The sequence below is a fragment of the Loktanella sp. SALINAS62 genome (genome assembly GCF_018263905.1).
GTDB lineage: Bacteria > Pseudomonadota > Alphaproteobacteria > Rhodobacterales > Rhodobacteraceae > Loktanella.
The window spans coordinates 1-16,185 of sequence record NZ_JAAFZU010000015.1; the positions used below are offsets into that span (position 1 = coordinate 1).

Annotated in this window: 13 protein-coding genes; 12 read left to right on the forward strand and 1 reads right to left on the reverse strand. The window is 60.8% G+C overall.

Annotation, left to right across the window (positions count from 1 at the left end):
- A partial coding sequence (locus GZH79_RS06520) for a hypothetical protein (RefSeq protein ID WP_211642981.1) occupies positions 1-222 on the forward strand: 222 nt, incomplete at its 5' end.
- 148 nt (positions 223-370) lie between these two features.
- Positions 371-1,393 (forward strand): hydroxyacid dehydrogenase, encoded by a 1,023-nt coding sequence (locus GZH79_RS06525; protein ID WP_211642982.1) that lies wholly within the window; start codon positions 371-373, stop codon positions 1,391-1,393.
- Between the two features lie 208 nt (positions 1,394-1,601).
- On the opposite strand, the gene GZH79_RS06530 is transcribed toward GZH79_RS06525, so the two are convergent.
- Positions 1,602-2,222 (reverse strand): TetR/AcrR family transcriptional regulator, encoded by a 621-nt coding sequence (locus tag GZH79_RS06530; protein ID WP_211642983.1) that lies wholly within the window; start codon positions 2,220-2,222, stop codon positions 1,602-1,604.
- An 84-nt stretch (positions 2,223-2,306) separates the two neighbouring features.
- Here GZH79_RS06530 and GZH79_RS06535 point away from each other — a divergent pair, with 84 nt between their 5' ends.
- The 10 genes from GZH79_RS06535 to GZH79_RS06580 all read left to right on the forward strand — a co-directional run bounded on the left by GZH79_RS06535 (position 2,307) and on the right by GZH79_RS06580 (position 16,185).
- Positions 2,307-3,401, forward strand: a complete 1,095-nt coding sequence (locus GZH79_RS06535) for an aldo/keto reductase (RefSeq protein WP_211642984.1) — start codon at positions 2,307-2,309, stop codon at positions 3,399-3,401.
- A gap of 291 nt (positions 3,402-3,692) precedes the next feature.
- The gene (locus tag GZH79_RS06540; protein ID WP_211642985.1) at positions 3,693-4,277 is read left to right on the forward strand and encodes an ANTAR domain-containing protein; all 585 of its coding nucleotides are present in this window, start codon (positions 3,693-3,695) and stop codon (positions 4,275-4,277) included.
- On the forward strand, positions 4,274-5,374 hold the full coding sequence (locus GZH79_RS06545; protein ID WP_211642986.1) for an ABC transporter substrate-binding protein: 1,101 nt from the start codon (positions 4,274-4,276) through the stop codon (positions 5,372-5,374). Before GZH79_RS06540 ends, GZH79_RS06545 begins: the two co-directional genes overlap by 4 nt.
- Positions 5,375-5,631: 257 nt before the next feature.
- On the forward strand, positions 5,632-6,984 hold the full coding sequence (locus GZH79_RS06550; RefSeq protein ID WP_211642987.1) for a CmpA/NrtA family ABC transporter substrate-binding protein: 1,353 nt from the start codon (positions 5,632-5,634) through the stop codon (positions 6,982-6,984).
- Between the two features lie 66 nt (positions 6,985-7,050).
- The gene (locus tag GZH79_RS06555; protein ID WP_211642988.1) at positions 7,051-8,133 is read left to right on the forward strand and encodes an ABC transporter permease; all 1,083 of its coding nucleotides are present in this window, start codon (positions 7,051-7,053) and stop codon (positions 8,131-8,133) included.
- A gap of 5 nt (positions 8,134-8,138) precedes the next feature.
- Positions 8,139-9,812: an ABC transporter ATP-binding protein gene (locus GZH79_RS06560; protein WP_211642989.1), complete on the forward strand. Its 1,674-nt coding sequence runs from the start codon at positions 8,139-8,141 to the stop codon at positions 9,810-9,812.
- A gap of 4 nt (positions 9,813-9,816) precedes the next feature.
- Positions 9,817-12,261: a nitrite reductase large subunit NirB gene (nirB, locus tag GZH79_RS06565; RefSeq protein ID WP_211642990.1), complete on the forward strand. Its 2,445-nt coding sequence runs from the start codon at positions 9,817-9,819 to the stop codon at positions 12,259-12,261.
- Positions 12,258-12,593 (forward strand): nitrite reductase small subunit NirD, encoded by a 336-nt coding sequence (gene nirD / locus GZH79_RS06570; protein WP_211642991.1) that lies wholly within the window; start codon positions 12,258-12,260, stop codon positions 12,591-12,593. Before nirB ends, nirD begins: the two co-directional genes overlap by 4 nt.
- Positions 12,593-15,229 carry a nitrate reductase gene (locus tag GZH79_RS06575; RefSeq protein ID WP_211642992.1) on the forward strand — a complete coding sequence of 879 codons (2,637 nt, stop codon included), beginning with the start codon at positions 12,593-12,595 and terminating at the stop codon, positions 15,227-15,229. The genes nirD and GZH79_RS06575 overlap by 1 nt, the downstream gene beginning before the upstream one ends.
- The gene (locus GZH79_RS06580) at positions 15,226-16,185 is read left to right on the forward strand and encodes a glycosyl transferase family protein (protein ID WP_211642993.1); all 960 of its coding nucleotides are present in this window, start codon (positions 15,226-15,228) and stop codon (positions 16,183-16,185) included. The genes GZH79_RS06575 and GZH79_RS06580 overlap by 4 nt, the downstream gene beginning before the upstream one ends.

The following is a 16,185-nucleotide window of genomic DNA, read 5'->3' on the forward strand; positions in this document are numbered from 1 at the left end:
TATCATGTTCGAAGATCGCTTCAATGCGTAACTGTATCTGAAACCCGCATGCGCCAGACCAGATACACAGAGTTCATGACACTCCCCGACAACGACTTCGTCGGGCGACTGTGGCGAACCATCAAATACGAACAGTGCTACCCGCACACCTATGCAAGCGTTCCGAACCCCACGCCGGTAGCGTGGCTTTTGGAACAACAGCCGACCTTACTCATCGCTTGACGGCAAAACGCCGGATCAGGATTACTTAATCAACCGGGGCCAGACGCGGCATCGGCGCAAACAAGGCGAAAACACTCAAGAAACGCCAGAACCCTGTTCGGACAAATCGAACCACATTTCTCCGTATTCCCATCCCAAGGACAACGTCATGACAAAGCCGCTCATACTGTCGGTACCGGAACCCCGTTCGCTCGATCTGATTTTCAGCACCGCTGCACGCAGGGATCTTCATGCTCGCTACGATGTGCTTGAGATCGAGACTGATGAAATCGAGGACTTGGCCGACGACACGCTAGGCCGGATACACTACATTATTGGCCAGCCAGCGCTGTCACAGGAAACGTTGACGCGGATGAAAGCATTGCGCTGCATTTTCAATGTCGAAAGCAACCTGATCAACAACATGCCTTACGATCATCTGTTTGAACGGGGCATTCACGTCGTAACCACTGGTGCGGTTTTTGCAGAACCTGTTGCCGAGTTGGGTGTCGCCATGGCGTTGTGCCTCGCGCGCGATGTGGTGGCGGCAGATCAGGCCTTTAAGGATGGTACCGAAACCTGGGGCGGTGAGAGCAACAATAACGCACAACTGCTTTCACGATCGGACATCGGGATCATCGGATTTGGCGACCTGGGTCGCGCACTGACGCGCCTACTCATCGGCTTTCGTGCCAACATTTCCGTCTACGACCCCTGGCTGCCACCGTCGCTTTTGGTAGAAGCTGGCGTCAGCCCCGCGTCGCTAGACAACGTATTGCGCGAAAACGACACCATTTTTGTCGTGGCCTCTGTCACCGAGGAGAACCGCGGTTTTCTGAACGCCAGCGCCTTTGCAAAAATGCGCAAGGGATCTCGGTTCATTTTGCTAAGCCGTTCGGACGTCGTGAACTTTGAAGACCTGACCGATGCTGTGCAGTCGGGCCATATCCTTGCAGCAAGCGACGTTTTTCCCGAAGAGCCGATGCCCACGGATCACCCGGTTCGCAACATGAAAGGATTTCTTCGCTCTGCACACCGCGCCGGGGCTCTGGATACCGCATTTAAGAATATGGGCCAAATGGTCATGGAAGATCTCGATCTTCTTGATCGTGGTCTTCCCCCAATCCGGAGCAAAAGAGCCGAACGTGAGACCGTCGCTAGAATGCGGTCAAAGCCAGTGAATAAGAACTAATAAAATTAGTTCCTGTTGAGAAGTGCGACTATAAATTCTGCTGACCGCGGCGATGACAAATAATCTTTGGCATCGCTTTCGCGGCTCCTCAATCCGACTTGTCCACCCGCAACCCCGCCACACGTGTTCGGGCTTGCGTGATCGCACTTGACCGACGATGCGGCCTTGTTCTGGACGGGGCGAAGCGTGCGAATACTCGCTGAAAGTCTCAGGCTTTGAACAAGTTCCAGCCTGTGGTTGCGGCATCTGCGATCGCCAGCAGACGGGCCCGGTCGGCACCGTCCCGCGCCAGAACAGACATTCCTTGGGTGACGGCAAGTGTCAGGTCCGCCAGCGTTGCGGGACATGTGTGGGACGCCATCAGTCCTTTCGCAATATCCAGTTCAATCCGGCGGATGACGATGTTGCGTACCTTGCGTCGTTCAGCCGCCACTGCGTCACGGACGTACGCCGCATCCGGCGATCCGGTTGCGGCAGAACTGGCCAGCAGACAGCCGGGCGGGGTCGTTTCTCCGGTATAGAGAATTGCCGCCCCGCGCAGCATCTGGGCCACAGCGTCTCGCGCGGTCGGCGCGACCGCCATGGTCTGTTCCAGTACAGTGTGATCACCCGCATAAAGGCGCACCGCTTCCAGAAAAAGCTGCTGCTTGTTGCCAAACGCCGCATAAAGACTTGGGGCTGTCACCCCCATGGCGGCGGTCAGATCCGTTATCGATGTCGTTTCATACCCACCGCCCCAAAACGCGAGCATAGCCTTTTCCAGCACGTCTTTGCGGTCGAACGACAACGGGCGGCCTGTCTTGCGTGATGGCGATTCAGTTTCTTTCATAGTGACTGCTATTAAATTCATTGACACGGGCGTACAAGGGGCGGATAGCTTTTGTATCGATCATTATGAAATACTGGAAATACTATGTCCCTGACCCGCTACCGCACCCTTGGCCGATCCGGCTTGGTCGTCAGCCCCCTGTGCCTTGGCACTATGACCTTTGGTCCTGGCGACTGGGGCGTCGACGAGGCGGGGTCCCGCGCAATTTTTGACGCCTACCGCGACGCGGGTGGCAATTTTGTGGACACCGCAGACATCTATGCCGGCGGCATCAGCGAAGAATTCGTCGGCAAGTTCATCAAAGACACCGGCGCGCGCGACGAAATCGTGTTGGCCACAAAGTTTGGCTTCAACGGGTCGCGGAGTCCTTTGGCTGCAACTCAGTCCGGTGGTGGCAACCCCCACGCCGGTGGTGCGGGGTCCAAGAACATCCACCGCGCGCTCGATGCTTCGCTCAGGCGGTTGGGCACTGACTATATTGACCTGTACTGGATGCATATCTGGGACGGCGTCACACCGGTCGAGGAAATCGTGCAGACGCTTGGCGATCTGGTGCGGTCCGGCAAGATCCGCCACTATGCGTTTTCTGACATGCCTGCGTGGCTGGCGATGAAGGCTGCAACCATCGCCAGCGAACGACGCGTGCCGGGACCGATCGCGATGCAGGTCGAATACTCACTTGTCGCCCGCGACGTCGAGGCCGAACATTTTCCCGCAGCGCGTGACGGCGGAATGGGCATGATGCCGTGGAGCCCGCTGGCCGGAGGTTTCTTGACGGGGAAATACAATCGCGAAGACACATCTGGCACGGGTCGATTAAGCGGCGCCAACCCCTTTGGCGACAGCAAGTTCAGCGATCGCAACTGGAAGATACTGAACGTTTTGAAAGCCGTGGCCGCGGAACAGGACCGCGAACCTGCGCAAATCGCACTGGCATGGGTCATGGCGCAACGGGGGGTGGTATCAACGCTTGTCGGGGCACGCAGCGTGTCACAGCTCAACGCCAACATTGCAGCGACCGACGTTGACCTCACAGGCGATCAGATGAACCGCCTTGATCAAATCAGTGCCGTTGCAGGTGGGTTTTCGGCCAGTCTGACCACCCCTGCCATTCGACGGATGATCTATGGTGGCCATGATGTGATGGGTTGGGATGACGAAAGCCCGTCACAAAACTGATCGATCTTTTACCTGACCAAATAGCTGACCTTCATCACCCTGAGGTGAAGATCAGCTTTGTCCGCGTGGCAGACCAGATTAACCTGTTTGGTCTGTCAGCAACCTTGGGGAACGATCGCGACCCGCGACAGCATGAAATTCCGACATCGGAGGGCTTGCACACCAAAGTCGAGCAATTCTTGCACGACGACATGTCATTGTGCGTAATCTTGCAGCACAAGCGATGTTACCGCTGCGGGTTTACAGACGTTTGACGTTGCCAATGATCGCAGGCCCTGTTCACGCTACGCCATGCAGCGCCGTCTGAAAATCACCATTGTCGAAAGCGATCCGGCGCGGGCCGCCTTGATCGAGGAAAGCCTGTTGCGCGCGGGTCCATACGATCTGAACATCGTCTCTGACATGACACGGCTGACCGCGGCCATTAAATCCATCAATCCCGATATCGTTTTAATCGACCTGGACAATCCATCGCGCGATGCATTGGAAGAACTGACACTGGCGACGGCGCCACTGGATCGGCCCGTTGCACTGTTCGTAGATCAGAGCGATGCGAACCTGACCCGGATCGCAATCGAGGCCGGCGTGTCCGCTTATGTGGTCGACGGGCTGCGCGCCGACCGGCTGAAGCCGATCATCGATGCTGCGGTCGCACGGTTCGATATGTTTCGACAGATGCGCACGGAATTGGCCGCGACCAAGCGTGCGCTTGAGGAACGTAAGGTCATTGACCGCGCCAAGGGCATCCTGATGAAGGCAAAGGGCATTGACGAAGAAGCGGCCTATGCCCTGTTGCGCAGGGCCGCGATGGATCAGGGCCGCAAAGTCATTGACGTGGCCGAAGCGCTGGTCAGCACGGCCGGGCTTTTGTCATGACGACAGTCATCCCCGTTGGCTTCGTGCCGTTGATCGATGCCGCCCCACTGATCGTTGCGGTCGAAATGGGGTTTGACCGCGCCGAAGGTTTGACCCTTGATCTGCGCCGGGCAAACGCATGGTCAGCGTTGCGCGACATGGTGTCGTTTGGGCAGGTCACTGCTGCGCAGATGCTATCGCCGATGCCGGTTGCCACAGCGCTGGGCTTGGGCGGTGCAGGTGCACCCCTCGCCGCTGTTGCCGTCCTTTCCACGAATGGAGAGGTCGTCTGCGTTAGCATGGCGATGCAGCAGCGTCTTCATGCGCAAGGTTACGACTTTGACTTTGACGACGCCCATGCGGCGGGACGCGCGCTGATCGCCGCTGCCGATGGGCCACTGCGTATCGCGGTGCCGTTCCCATTCTCGATGCACGCAGAATTGCTTTATCACTGGATGACAGCGCTGGGGCTGCCCGCACCCGCGAACCTGGATATCCGGACGGTGCCGCCATCACTTATGGCTGCGGCGCTTGCGTCGGGTGAAATCGACGCCTGCTGCGTGGGCGAACCCTGGGGGTCGATGGCAGTCGAACAGGGGGTCGGGGCGCTGCTGCTGCCGGGTTCCGCCATCTGGGCAGGCGCCCCCGAAAAGGTGCTGGGCGTGCGGGCCGATCTTGCAGAACGCGATCTGGAACCGGTGCAGGCCCTGATCCGTGCCTTGTGGCGTGCCGGCCAATGGCTTGGGGATCCGCAAAGCCGGACCACAGCCTGTGCGATGTTGTCTGGCCGTGGCTATCTGGATGTGCCGTCAGAGGTGATTGACCGTGCATTGTCCGGGCATTTGACGATCACATCGCGCGGGGACACGCGCGTCGTGCCACAGTTTGTCGATTTCGGGCGCTATACGCCACAAGCGGAACATGCCGCGTGGATCGCAGGACGGCTTGCCGCGCGTCTTGGATTGAATCGCGATACGGCGCAGCGCGCCGCCATTGCCACCTATCGCACCGATCTGCATCGCCGCGCGGTTCAGACGATTCCCGGATATGTGCCACAACCAATCCCGCACGATCGTTCGTTCGATGGTCAGGAATTCAGCACCGCACCGCTCGACTGACCGAAAATGATGCGCCGGCATGCTGCGACGCAGAAAAATCAGTCAGCTTTGTCCGTAAACTTGTCCTTACCGTTGATTAACTAGCCCGCCTCATGTGTGCTGATGAAAGGCAGACAATGGCGTCCGCCTGATCCCATTCCCAAAGTCCGGGTAACCCGAGCACAGCCGCTCGACCCTTCGTGCAAAAGCATGAGGTTGGTCAGCGGCTATTTTTCGTTTGTCCGGGTCTTTGTCCCGGACCCAAGAGGGACGACACCATGAACCATTTCACCGCCTGCCTTTTGTCGACAACGCTTCTGGCCAGTCCGGCCTTTGCCCAGATGCTGGAGCTTGAAAAAGACGAGTTGACGTTTGGCTTTATCAAGCTGACTGACATGGCCCCGCTCGCCGTGGCCTATGAAAACGGATATTTTCTGGACGAAGGCCTGTTCGTGACATTGGAGGCGCAAGCGAACTGGAAAGTTCTGCTGGACGGCGTCATCGACGGTCAACTGGACGGCGCGCATATGCTGGCAGGTCAACCGCTGGCCGCGACCATCGGTTACGGCACACAGGCACATATCATTACGCCCTTTTCCATGGACCTGAACGGCAACGGCATCACCGTGTCGAACAGCGTCTGGGAACAGATGAAACCGAACATCCCCACAGACGCCGATGGCAAGCCCCAGCATCCGATCAGCGCCAGCGCATTGGCCCCGGTGGTCGCCTCTTACAAGGAGCAGGGCAAGTCGTTCAACATGGGCATGGTGTTTCCGGTATCCACCCACAATTACGAATTGCGCTATTGGCTGGCTGCGGGCGGGCTGAACCCGGGAACCTACACCCCCAACGACACATCGGGCACCATCGGGGCGGACGTCATGCTGTCGGTCACGCCGCCACCGCAGATGCCCGCCACACTGGAGGCTGGCACCATCGACGGCTACTGCGTTGGAGAGCCATGGAACCAACAGGCCGTCGCCAAGGGGATCGGCGTGCCGGTCATCACCGACTACGAGCTGTGGAAAAACAACCCTGAAAAGGTGTTTGGCATCACCGAAGAATTTGCCGCAGAAAACCCCAACACCACGCTGGCACTGACAAAGGCATTGATCCGCGCCGCGATATGGCTGGACGAGAATGACAATGCCAACCGCGAAGCGGCGGTCGAGATCCTAAGCCGTCCCGAATACGTCGGCGCGGATGCGGATGTGATCGCCGCCTCGATGACGGGCACGTTCGAATACGAACCCGGTGACGTGCGCGATGTGCCAGATTTCAACGTGTTCTTTCGCTACAACGCGACCTATCCGTTTTATTCCGACGCCGTCTGGTATCTGACGCAGATGCGGCGCTGGGGACAGATCGCGGAACCAAAGGATGACGCGTGGTTCGATGAAACGGCGAAATCCGTCTATCGGCCCGACATCTACCTCGACGCTGCCCGGCTGCTGGTGGACGAAGGTCTGGCCGCAGAGGCTGATTTCCCCTGGGACAGCGACGGATACAAGGCGCCGACGCCCGCCGCCGATATCATCGACGGCATCCCCTACGACGGCACACAGCCCAACGCCTACATCGACAGCCTGCCGATTGGCCTGAAATCCGCCGACGTGGCTGGCGGCTGACCTGACGGTGCCGCCCCGCCTGCGGGCGGCACCCCCCCCTTCCGATCTGAATGCAAGGACAACGCCATGACCGTCGTCGATCCCGACCATATCGAAGCCCAACACCGCGAAGCGCGCCGCGCCGTCTGGTTTACCCGCATCAACAAGGCAGACGCTTGGTTCACCGTCCTTGGTCTGGCGTGGGTCACACCACTGCTGAAGGCCGCCGCCGGCGACAACCCGCGTGCGCAGTTCAAAGACGTCTGGCGTCTTTTGGGCGTGCCGGTTCTGTCCATCGCAGTATTTCTGATGCTTTGGGCAACACTGGCCCCGCGGGTCGTCACCTCGCTGGGCGCGATCCCCGGCCCCGCAGCCGTCTGGCAAGAGGCGCGCGGCCTGCATGAAGACGCGGCCGTCAAATGGGAAAAGCAGGCAGTGTTCGAAGACCGTCTGGATCAACGCAATCAAAGACTGATCGAAGCGGGACGTGCGGACGAGGTCAAGGACATCGCATTTACCGGTGCGCCGACTTACTATGGGCAGATATGGACCTCGATCAAGACGGTGTTCTTCGGCTTTCTGATCGCATCCGTCATCGCCATTCCGCTGGGAATCATGGCGGGCCTGTCACCCACCGCCAACGCCGCGCTGAACCCGCTGATCCAGATCTTCAAACCCGTGTCGCCGCTGGCATGGCTGCCCATCGTCACGATGGTCGTCAGTGCGGTTTATGCGACGAATGACGGTTTCCTTTCCAAATCCTTCCTCGTGTCCGCGATCACCGTGACGCTCTGCTCGCTTTGGCCGACGTTGATCAATACAGCACTTGGCGTCGCATCCATCGACCGCGATCTGATCTCTGTCAGTCGCGTGCTGAAAATGGGCCCATACGCCAAGATCACCAAGCTGGTGTTGCCCTCGGCGCTGCCGCTGATCTTTACCGGGTTGCGCCTGTCGCTTGGTGTGGGCTGGATGGTGCTGATTGCGGCGGAAATGCTGGCGCAGAACCCCGGTCTGGGAAAATTCGTCTGGGATGAATTCCAAAACGGATCGTCGCAGTCGCTGGCCCGGATCATCGTCGCTGTCCTTACCATCGGGATCATCGGGTTCCTGCTGGACCGTGTCATGTTCGCCTTGCAGTCGTTTTTCACCTTTTCGGCGCAGCGGTGAACGGCATGAGCATCCTGTCATTCAAAAACGTCGGCAAAGGCTTTGGTGAAGGCACGCACCGGGCGGAGATCCTGCGCAACATCGACCTTGAGGTGCAGGAGGGTGAATTCCTTGCCATCCTTGGATTTTCCGGGACGGGCAAATCCACCCTGATGAACCTGATCGCCGGTTTGCAGATGCCGGACAGCGGCAGTCTGACATTTCGCGGCCAGCCGATTGATGGGCCGGGACCGGACCGGGGGCTGGTGTTTCAAAGCTACAGCCTGATGCCGTGGCTGACCGTGCGCGGCAACATCATGTTGGCGATCGAGGCGGTCCACGGCAAATTGCCCAAGGGCGAAAAAACCGCAAAGGCCGACCACTACATCGGCATGGTCGGCCTGTCCCACGCCGCCGGACGATACCCGTCCGAACTGTCGGGGGGCATGCGTCAGCGGGTCGCCGTGGCGCGTGCGCTGGCGATGGAACCGGACCTGCTGTTGCTGGACGAGCCGCTGTCGGCGCTGGATGCGCTGACCCGCGCCAACCTTGCCGATGAGATTCTGGACATCTGGGAAGCCGACAAAACCACCTGCATTCTGATCACCAACGATGTCGACGAGGCGATCCTGCTGGCCGACCGGATTATCGTGCTGAACCCCGACGGCACACTGGCAGACCCTGTCGCCGTCGATATCCCGCGCCCGCGCAACCGCGACGCGATGAACCAGGACGCGACGTTCAAAGCGCTGCGGGCGCAGGTGACGCAATACCTGATGGATGTCGGTATCGCGGCCAAGGTCGCGGAAACGCGGCATTTGCCCAACGTGACGCCTGTTCACAAGATGGTCCCGGCTGCCGTCCGTGACAGCCGGGCTGGCATGATCGAAGACCGCTTTGTGGATTTCTCGCAACTGCACAAAGTCTATCCGACCCCGAAGGGTCCGCTGACCGTGGTGGAGGATTTCGATCTGAAGGTGAACCAAGGCGAATTCATCAGTCTGATCGGCCATTCCGGCTGCGGTAAATCGACGGTTCTGACGATGGCCGCAGGATTGAACGCCATCTCGAAGGGCGCGATCAAACTGGACGGACGCCACGTCGAGGGGGCCGATCCGGAACGCGCCGTCGTGTTCCAGTCGCCCAACCTTTTCCCGTGGCTGACCGCCAAGGAGAACGTCGCGATCGGGGTGGACAAGGTTTATCCCAAGGCCACGCAGGCCGAACGGCAGGATGTCGTGGAATATTACCTTGAACGTGTCGGGCTGGCCGATGCGATGGACCGTGGCGCCGCATCCATGTCGAACGGCATGAAACAGCGCGTCGGCATCGCCCGCGCCTTTGCCCTGTCGCCAAAGCTGCTGCTGTTGGATGAACCATTCGGGATGCTGGACAGCCTGACCCGGTGGGAACTGCAAGAGGTCCTGATGGAGGTCTGGTCGCGCACGAAGGTTACGGCGATCTGCGTCACCCACGACGTGGACGAGGCGATCCTGCTGGCCGACCGCGTCGTGATGATGACGAACGGGCCGCAGGCAACCATCGGCAAGATCACCGATGTAAAACTGCCGCGCCCACGCACCCGCAAGGCGCTGCTGGCGCATCCCGATTACTACGAATACCGGCAGGAGGTCCTCGATTTTCTGACCGAATATGAACACGGGGCCAAGCCAGCCCCCAAATCCATCGCGGCGGAGTAGTGACATGACCAAGAAACTTGTCGTCATCGGGGCCGGTATGGCGTCTGGCCGCATGCTGGAGCATCTGTTCGAAACCCAGCCCGGCGCATGGGACGTGACCCTGTTCAACGCGGAACCGCGCGGCAACTACAACCGGCTGATGCTGTCGCCCGTGTTGTCGGGCGAAAAGACCTATGCCGAGATCGTGACGCACGATGCGGCCTGGTATGAAGAACACGGCGTGACCTGCCGCTTTGGTGAAAAAGTGCTGCGTATCGACCGCGCCGCACGTATCGTCGAAGGTGCCAACGGCCCGGTTCCCTACGACCGTCTTGTCATCGCCACCGGGTCCAATCCGTTCATGATCCCATTGCCGGGCCACGATCTGAAAGGCGTCATTCCCTACCGCGATCTGGAAGATACCGAACGCATGATGGGACTGGGGGCGCGTCCGGGGTCCAAGGCCGTTGTGATCGGCGGCGGCCTGCTGGGGCTGGAGGCCGCCGCGGGCATGGCAGCACAGGGCGTCGATGTGACCGTTGTCCATGTCATGGGCCACCTGATGGAGCGGCAGTTGGACGAGGCGGCGGGGTATCTGTTGAAAAAGGCGCTGGAGGCAAAAGGTATCACCGTCCTGACTGCTGCCAATTCCAAGGAAATCATCGGCACAGACGGTCATGTCAGCGGGCTGACGTTGGATGACGGCACCATGTTGCCTTGCGATCTATTGGTCATGGCGGTCGGCATTCGCCCCAATGTGGCGCTGGCACAAGACGCGGGTCTTGCGGTCGGGCGCGGCATCCACGTCGATGATGCGATGGTCACGTCGGATGCGCATATCCTCGGTCTTGGCGAATGCGTCGAACATGCGGGCGCGATCTTTGGCCTTGTTGCACCGCTGTATGACCAGGCAAAGGTGGCCGCCGACACGTTGGGTGAAAAACCGGCCAGTTTTGTGCCTAAAGAGGTCGCAACAAAGCTGAAGGTGACGGGCTGTGACCTGTTCAGCGCTGGTGACTTTGCCGCGGGCGAAGGCCGCGACGACATCGTGTTCCGCGACCCGTCGCGCGGTGTCTACAAACGCCTCGTGCTGGAAGGCGAGAGGTTGATCGGAGCGGTCATGTATGGCGATACATCGCATTCGGCGTGGTTCCACGGTCTGATCAAGGACCGCACCGACGTGAACGACATGCGCGATACGCTTATATTCGGGCCTGCCTTTCAGGGGGGTGCCCAAGCGGACCCTTTGGCGGCCGTTGCAGCCTTACCGGCTGACGCAGAGATCTGCGGCTGCAACGGCGTGTGTAAATCGCGGATCGTGGACGCCATTCAAGGCGGTGCGGTGACCCTGACCGACGTGCGCGCCCAGACCAAGGCAAGCGCGTCCTGCGGCACCTGCACGGGACTTGTCGAACAGGTCATGGCGCTGACCCTTGGCGACGATTTCGAGGTGCAGACGGTCAAGCCGATGTGCCCCTGCACACCGCTGACCCACATGGACGTGCGCCGTCTGATCAAGTCGCGCGAACTGAAATCCATGCCCGCTGTCATGCAGGAATGCGGCTGGACGACATCCTGCGGCTGCGCCTCCTGCCGTCCGGCGCTGAACTACTACCTGCTGTGCGACTGGCCCGGCGAATATCAGGACGACGACCAAAGCCGTTTCGTTAACGAACGGATGCATTCCAACATCCAGAAGGACGGCACCTATTCGGTTGTGCCGCGGATGTGGGGCGGCATCACGACGCCCGGTGAACTTCGCGCGATTGCTGACGCTGCCGACAAATATCAGGTGCAGACGGTCAAGGTCACCGGCGGTCAGCGCATCGACCTGCTGGGCGTGAAAAAGCAGGATTTGCCTGACATCTGGGCCGACCTCAACGCTGCTGGCATGGTCAGCGGTCAGGCCTACGCAAAGGGGCTTCGCACAGTAAAGACATGTGTCGGCACCGATCATTGTCGATTTGGCACACAGGACAGCACGGGTCTGGGCATCCGCATGGAAAAGGCGCTGTGGGGGTCATGGACCCCGGCCAAGGTCAAGATGGCCGTGTCCGGGTGCCCCAGAAACTGTGCCGAAAGCACCTGCAAGGACGTCGGCGTGATCTGTGTGGACAGCGGATATGTGCTGCATATCGGGGGTGCGGCGGGTCTGCACATTCAAGGCACGGTCGTCATGTGCACCGTCAAGACCGAAGACGAGGTGATGGAATACACGGCCGCAGTCGTGCAGCTATACCGCGAGGAAGCCGCATATCTCGAACGGATGTATAAATGGTTGGACAACGTCGGCCTTGATCACATCGTGCAGCGTGTGGTGACGGATGGGGACAGCCGCCGCGCGCTGGCGGACCGCTTTTTCTACGCCCAGCAGTTCATGCAACAGGACCCTTGGGCCGAACGGACAAAGCCCGCCTACCGCGCACTTTATGCCCCGCTGGCCGATTTCACCGTGGAGGCTGCAGAATGACCGACTGGACCGATATCGGCGCATTGACCGACATTCCCGCACGCGGCGCCCGCATCGTAAAGACCCACACGGGTTGCATCGCCGTGTTCCGCACGGCAGAGGACGAGGTCTTTGCCATCGACGACTCTTGCCCGCACAGGGGCGGACCCCTGTCAGAGGGGATCGTGCATGGTCGGTCCGTGACCTGCCCCTTGCACAACATGGTGCTACGGCTGGACACAGGGATAGCGCAGGGCGCGGACGAGGGATCGGTGAACACCTACGCGATCCGTGTCGAATCCGGCCGTCTGATGTTGGATACCGCGCGACTGCAGCGCAAGAGCGTGGCGTAATGGACGGCGCGGCGCTGCCACCGGAAATCCGCACGACCTGCGCTTATTGCGGGGTCGGTTGCGGCGTGCTGGCCCGACCCGATCATCGCGGCGGTATGACCGTAAGAGGAGATCCGGATCATCCAGCAAACTTTGGGCGGCTTTGTTCCAAGGGGATTGCACTGGGGGAAACGCTCTCGCTTGATGACCGCCTGTTGTCGCCACGCATCGACGGGGCGGACGTGGATTGGGATACGGCGATGGGGCTGGTCGCCGACCGGTTCGCACAGACAATTTCCCAGCACGGTCCAGACTCGGTCGCATTCTACGTGTCCGGACAACTGCTGACAGAAGATTACTATGTCGCCAACAAACTGATGAAAGGTTTCATCGGGTCAGCGAACATCGATACCAATTCAAGGTTGTGTATGGCCTCGACCGTGGCGGGGCAAAAGCGCGCTTTCGGCACGGATACGGTGCCGGGCACTTATGACGACTTGGAACTTGCGGATCTGATTGTGCTGGTGGGCAGCAACCTCGCTTGGTGCCATCCGGTGCTGTATCAACGGATGGCCGCAGCCAAGGCGGCCCGGCCCGGTATGAAAGTCGTCGTGATCGACCCGCGCCGTACGGCGACCTGTGATCTTGCCGATCTTCATCTGCCGCTGGCGCCGGGTAGCGATGTCGCCCTGTTCAACCGTCTGCTGGCTGCCATCCACGAAAGCGGTGCTGTAGACGACGCCTATCTGCGCCACGTCAATGGCTTTGACGAGACCCTGCGCGCCGCAATGACGCATGATAGCGGCGTCACCGGACTCGACCCGGCGCAGATTTTGGACTTCTGCCAAATGTGGCTGCGGCATGAAAAGGTTGTCACCGTCTTTAGCCAAGGCGTAAACCAATCGTCTTCCGGCACAGACAAGGTCAATGCGATTATCAATTGCCACCTTGCAACGGGCCGCATCGGCAAACCCGGCATGGGGCCGTTTTCCGTGACCGGCCAGCCCAACGCCATGGGCGGCCGCGAGGTTGGCGGCCTATCCAACGCGCTGGCATGCCATCTGGATATCGAGAATGCCGTTCATCGCGATCTGGTCCGCACGTTCTGGGATGCCCCCGCAATGCCCGAAGGACAGGGACCAAAGGCAGTGGACCTGTTCGAGCGGGTCGCAGATGGGCGGATCAAGGCCCTGTGGATCATGTGCACCAATCCCGCCGTGTCACTGCCCGACGCGGACCGCGTGGCCGCTGCCATCGCAGGTTGCGACTTCGTTGTGGTCAGTGACGTTACCGCAAATACCGACACAGCAAGGCTGGCTGATGTCCTGCTGCCCGCCACCGGCTGGGGTGAAAAGGACGGAACTGTCACAAATTCCGACCGCACCATCAGCCGCCAGCGCAGCGTGCTGCCCGCGCCGGGGATGGCACGGGCCGACTGGGCGATCATGGTAGATTTCGCACATCGGATGGGCTGGCAGGACGCGTTCGATTACACGTCGTCTGCCGAAATTTTTGACGAGTATGCAGCTTTGTCCGGTCGCGCGGCGGCAATGGGCCGTGATTTTGATATCTCGGGCCTGACCGGGCTTGGTCAGGCAGGTTACGACGCCCTGCCCCCAACGCGGTGGCCTGTCACGGGACAGGGCCAAACAACCCGCTTTTTTGCGGATGGTCAGTTCTTTACGCCCGACGGTCACGCCCGCATGGTGCCGGTGACGCACCGCGCCCCAGCGGCCCGCACCGGTCCGCGCTATCCCTTCCGTCTGAACACCGGGCGCATTCGCGATCAGTGGCATACGATGACGCGCACCGCCAAATCGCCGCGCCTGAACCAACATCTGGGAGAGCCGTTTCTGGAAATCCACCCGGATGATGCCGCATCCCTTGGCATCGCCCCCGCCACGCTGGTGACAGTCAAAAGCCCGACCGGCACCTGCATCCTGCGGGCGCTGATCACCGACCGGGTACAAACGGGTCAGGTCTTTGCCCCCATGCACTGGACGGGTGAAACTGCACCGACCGGGCGCATCGACGCATTGGTGCCGGGGGTGGTCGACCCGCTGTCGGGTCAGCCCGAAAGCAAGGCTGCTGTTGTGGCCGTGACGCCCTTTGATGCTGCATGGTTCGGATTTGCCGTCAGCACCGAAGCACTGGTCCTGACGTCTGATTATTGGGCGCGCAGCAAGGTGGCCGGCGGCTGGCGCGCGGAACTTGCCGGACGCGCCGCCCCCCCATCGTGGGAGGACGCGGCGCGCCGTCTTTTTGCATTGCCGGATGTGCCGTGCCAAAGCATCACCGACCCCGCGACCGGAACAGTCCGACTGGCGTTCCAACGGGGTGACCGCCTGATCGCTGCGCTGTTCGTATCGCGCGCGCCGGTCGCCGTGTCACGCGACCATCTGGTATCACTGCTGGATCAATCCGCAGTATCGCCGTTGTCGGGTCGCCCAAGCGTCGACATGCCCGACCCCGGCCCCATCGTCTGCGCCTGTCTGAATGTGGGCGTCAATACGATCAATGCCGCCATCACCGGCGGGCAGGCGACAAGTGTCGCGCAGATCGGGGATTGCACCGGGGCCGGGACGAACTGCGGATCTTGCCGGCCCGAAATCGCCGTTCTGCTGGCTGGGTCACACCGGCTGGAGGCTGCGGAATGACCCTTGCACCCTACGTCGCCATCCTCGGTCGCGGACAAGGGCGCGCGCGGTCCCTGACGCAAGCCGAAGCGCACGCGGCGATGACCTGTATCCTGTCAGGCAAAGCGGCACCGGAGGCATTGGGCGCACTGCTGATGCTGATGCGGATGAAGGGCGAAGTGGCCGAGGAGATCGCTGGTTTCACCGCTGCTGCCCGCGCGTCGCTGCCTGCTTGGCATGGCCCACGGCCCACCGTGGACTGGCCATCCTATGCCGCGGGCCGGACGCGGGGACAGCCGTGGTTTCTGGCCGCCGCTCGACTGGTCGCACGGGCGGGCCATCCGGTGCTGCTGCACGGTTCGAATTCGCATCAAGCGACCGGTGCGTCGGTCCGCGATGCTTTGCACTGCGTCGGTATTGCGCAGGTCACGTGGGCGGATGCCCCCGTCACGCTGGCCCGTGACGGCATCGCCTATGTCCCATTGGAAAACCTCTCACCCGCCCTGATGGATGTGCTGCGCCTGCGTGACGTCTTTGGACTGCGGTCCTGCATCAATACCGTGCTGCGGATGCTGAATCCCGTCAGCGCATCTGTCGCGCTGCAAGGTGTCTTTCATCCCGCCTACCGCACATTACAGCGCGACGCCGCCATGCTGCTGCAACAGCCCACGTTGCGGGTTCTCAAGGGTGGCGGCGGCGAATTTGAACATCACCCCGCCAAAGACATCACCCTGCACGGCCTTACGGACGGTGCTGTCTGGGAAGGTCCGACAGGTGCGCCGGTGACGGCCCACCAGCGACTGTCCGAAACCGGCAGCACATTGGCGCAGGTCTGGCACGGCGACGCCACCGATGCCTTTGCCACAGCCATCATCACCAGCACTGCAGCCCTGGCCCTGTCCGCATGTGGCGTCAGCGACGCCAACCGTGTGTCGCAGGATCTGTGGCAGCACCGGCATCGCGCACAAGCCGCCTGA

Coding starts and splice junctions, on each gene's coding strand:
- GZH79_RS06525 (WP_211642982.1), top strand. CDS start 371: ATGACAAAGCCGCTCATACTGTCGGTACCGGAACCCCGTTCGCTCGAT.
- GZH79_RS06530 (WP_211642983.1), bottom strand. CDS start 2,222: ATGAAAGAAACTGAATCGCCATCACGCAAGACAGGCCGCCCGTTGTCG.
- GZH79_RS06535 (WP_211642984.1), top strand. CDS start 2,307: ATGTCCCTGACCCGCTACCGCACCCTTGGCCGATCCGGCTTGGTCGTC.
- GZH79_RS06540 (WP_211642985.1), top strand. CDS start 3,693: ATGCAGCGCCGTCTGAAAATCACCATTGTCGAAAGCGATCCGGCGCGG.
- GZH79_RS06545 (WP_211642986.1), top strand. CDS start 4,274: ATGACGACAGTCATCCCCGTTGGCTTCGTGCCGTTGATCGATGCCGCC.
- GZH79_RS06550 (WP_211642987.1), top strand. CDS start 5,632: ATGAACCATTTCACCGCCTGCCTTTTGTCGACAACGCTTCTGGCCAGT.
- GZH79_RS06555 (WP_211642988.1), top strand. CDS start 7,051: ATGACCGTCGTCGATCCCGACCATATCGAAGCCCAACACCGCGAAGCG.
- GZH79_RS06560 (WP_211642989.1), top strand. CDS start 8,139: ATGAGCATCCTGTCATTCAAAAACGTCGGCAAAGGCTTTGGTGAAGGC.
- nirB (WP_211642990.1), top strand. CDS start 9,817: ATGACCAAGAAACTTGTCGTCATCGGGGCCGGTATGGCGTCTGGCCGC.
- nirD (WP_211642991.1), top strand. CDS start 12,258: ATGACCGACTGGACCGATATCGGCGCATTGACCGACATTCCCGCACGC.
- GZH79_RS06575 (WP_211642992.1), top strand. CDS start 12,593: ATGGACGGCGCGGCGCTGCCACCGGAAATCCGCACGACCTGCGCTTAT.
- GZH79_RS06580 (WP_211642993.1), top strand. CDS start 15,226: ATGACCCTTGCACCCTACGTCGCCATCCTCGGTCGCGGACAAGGGCGC.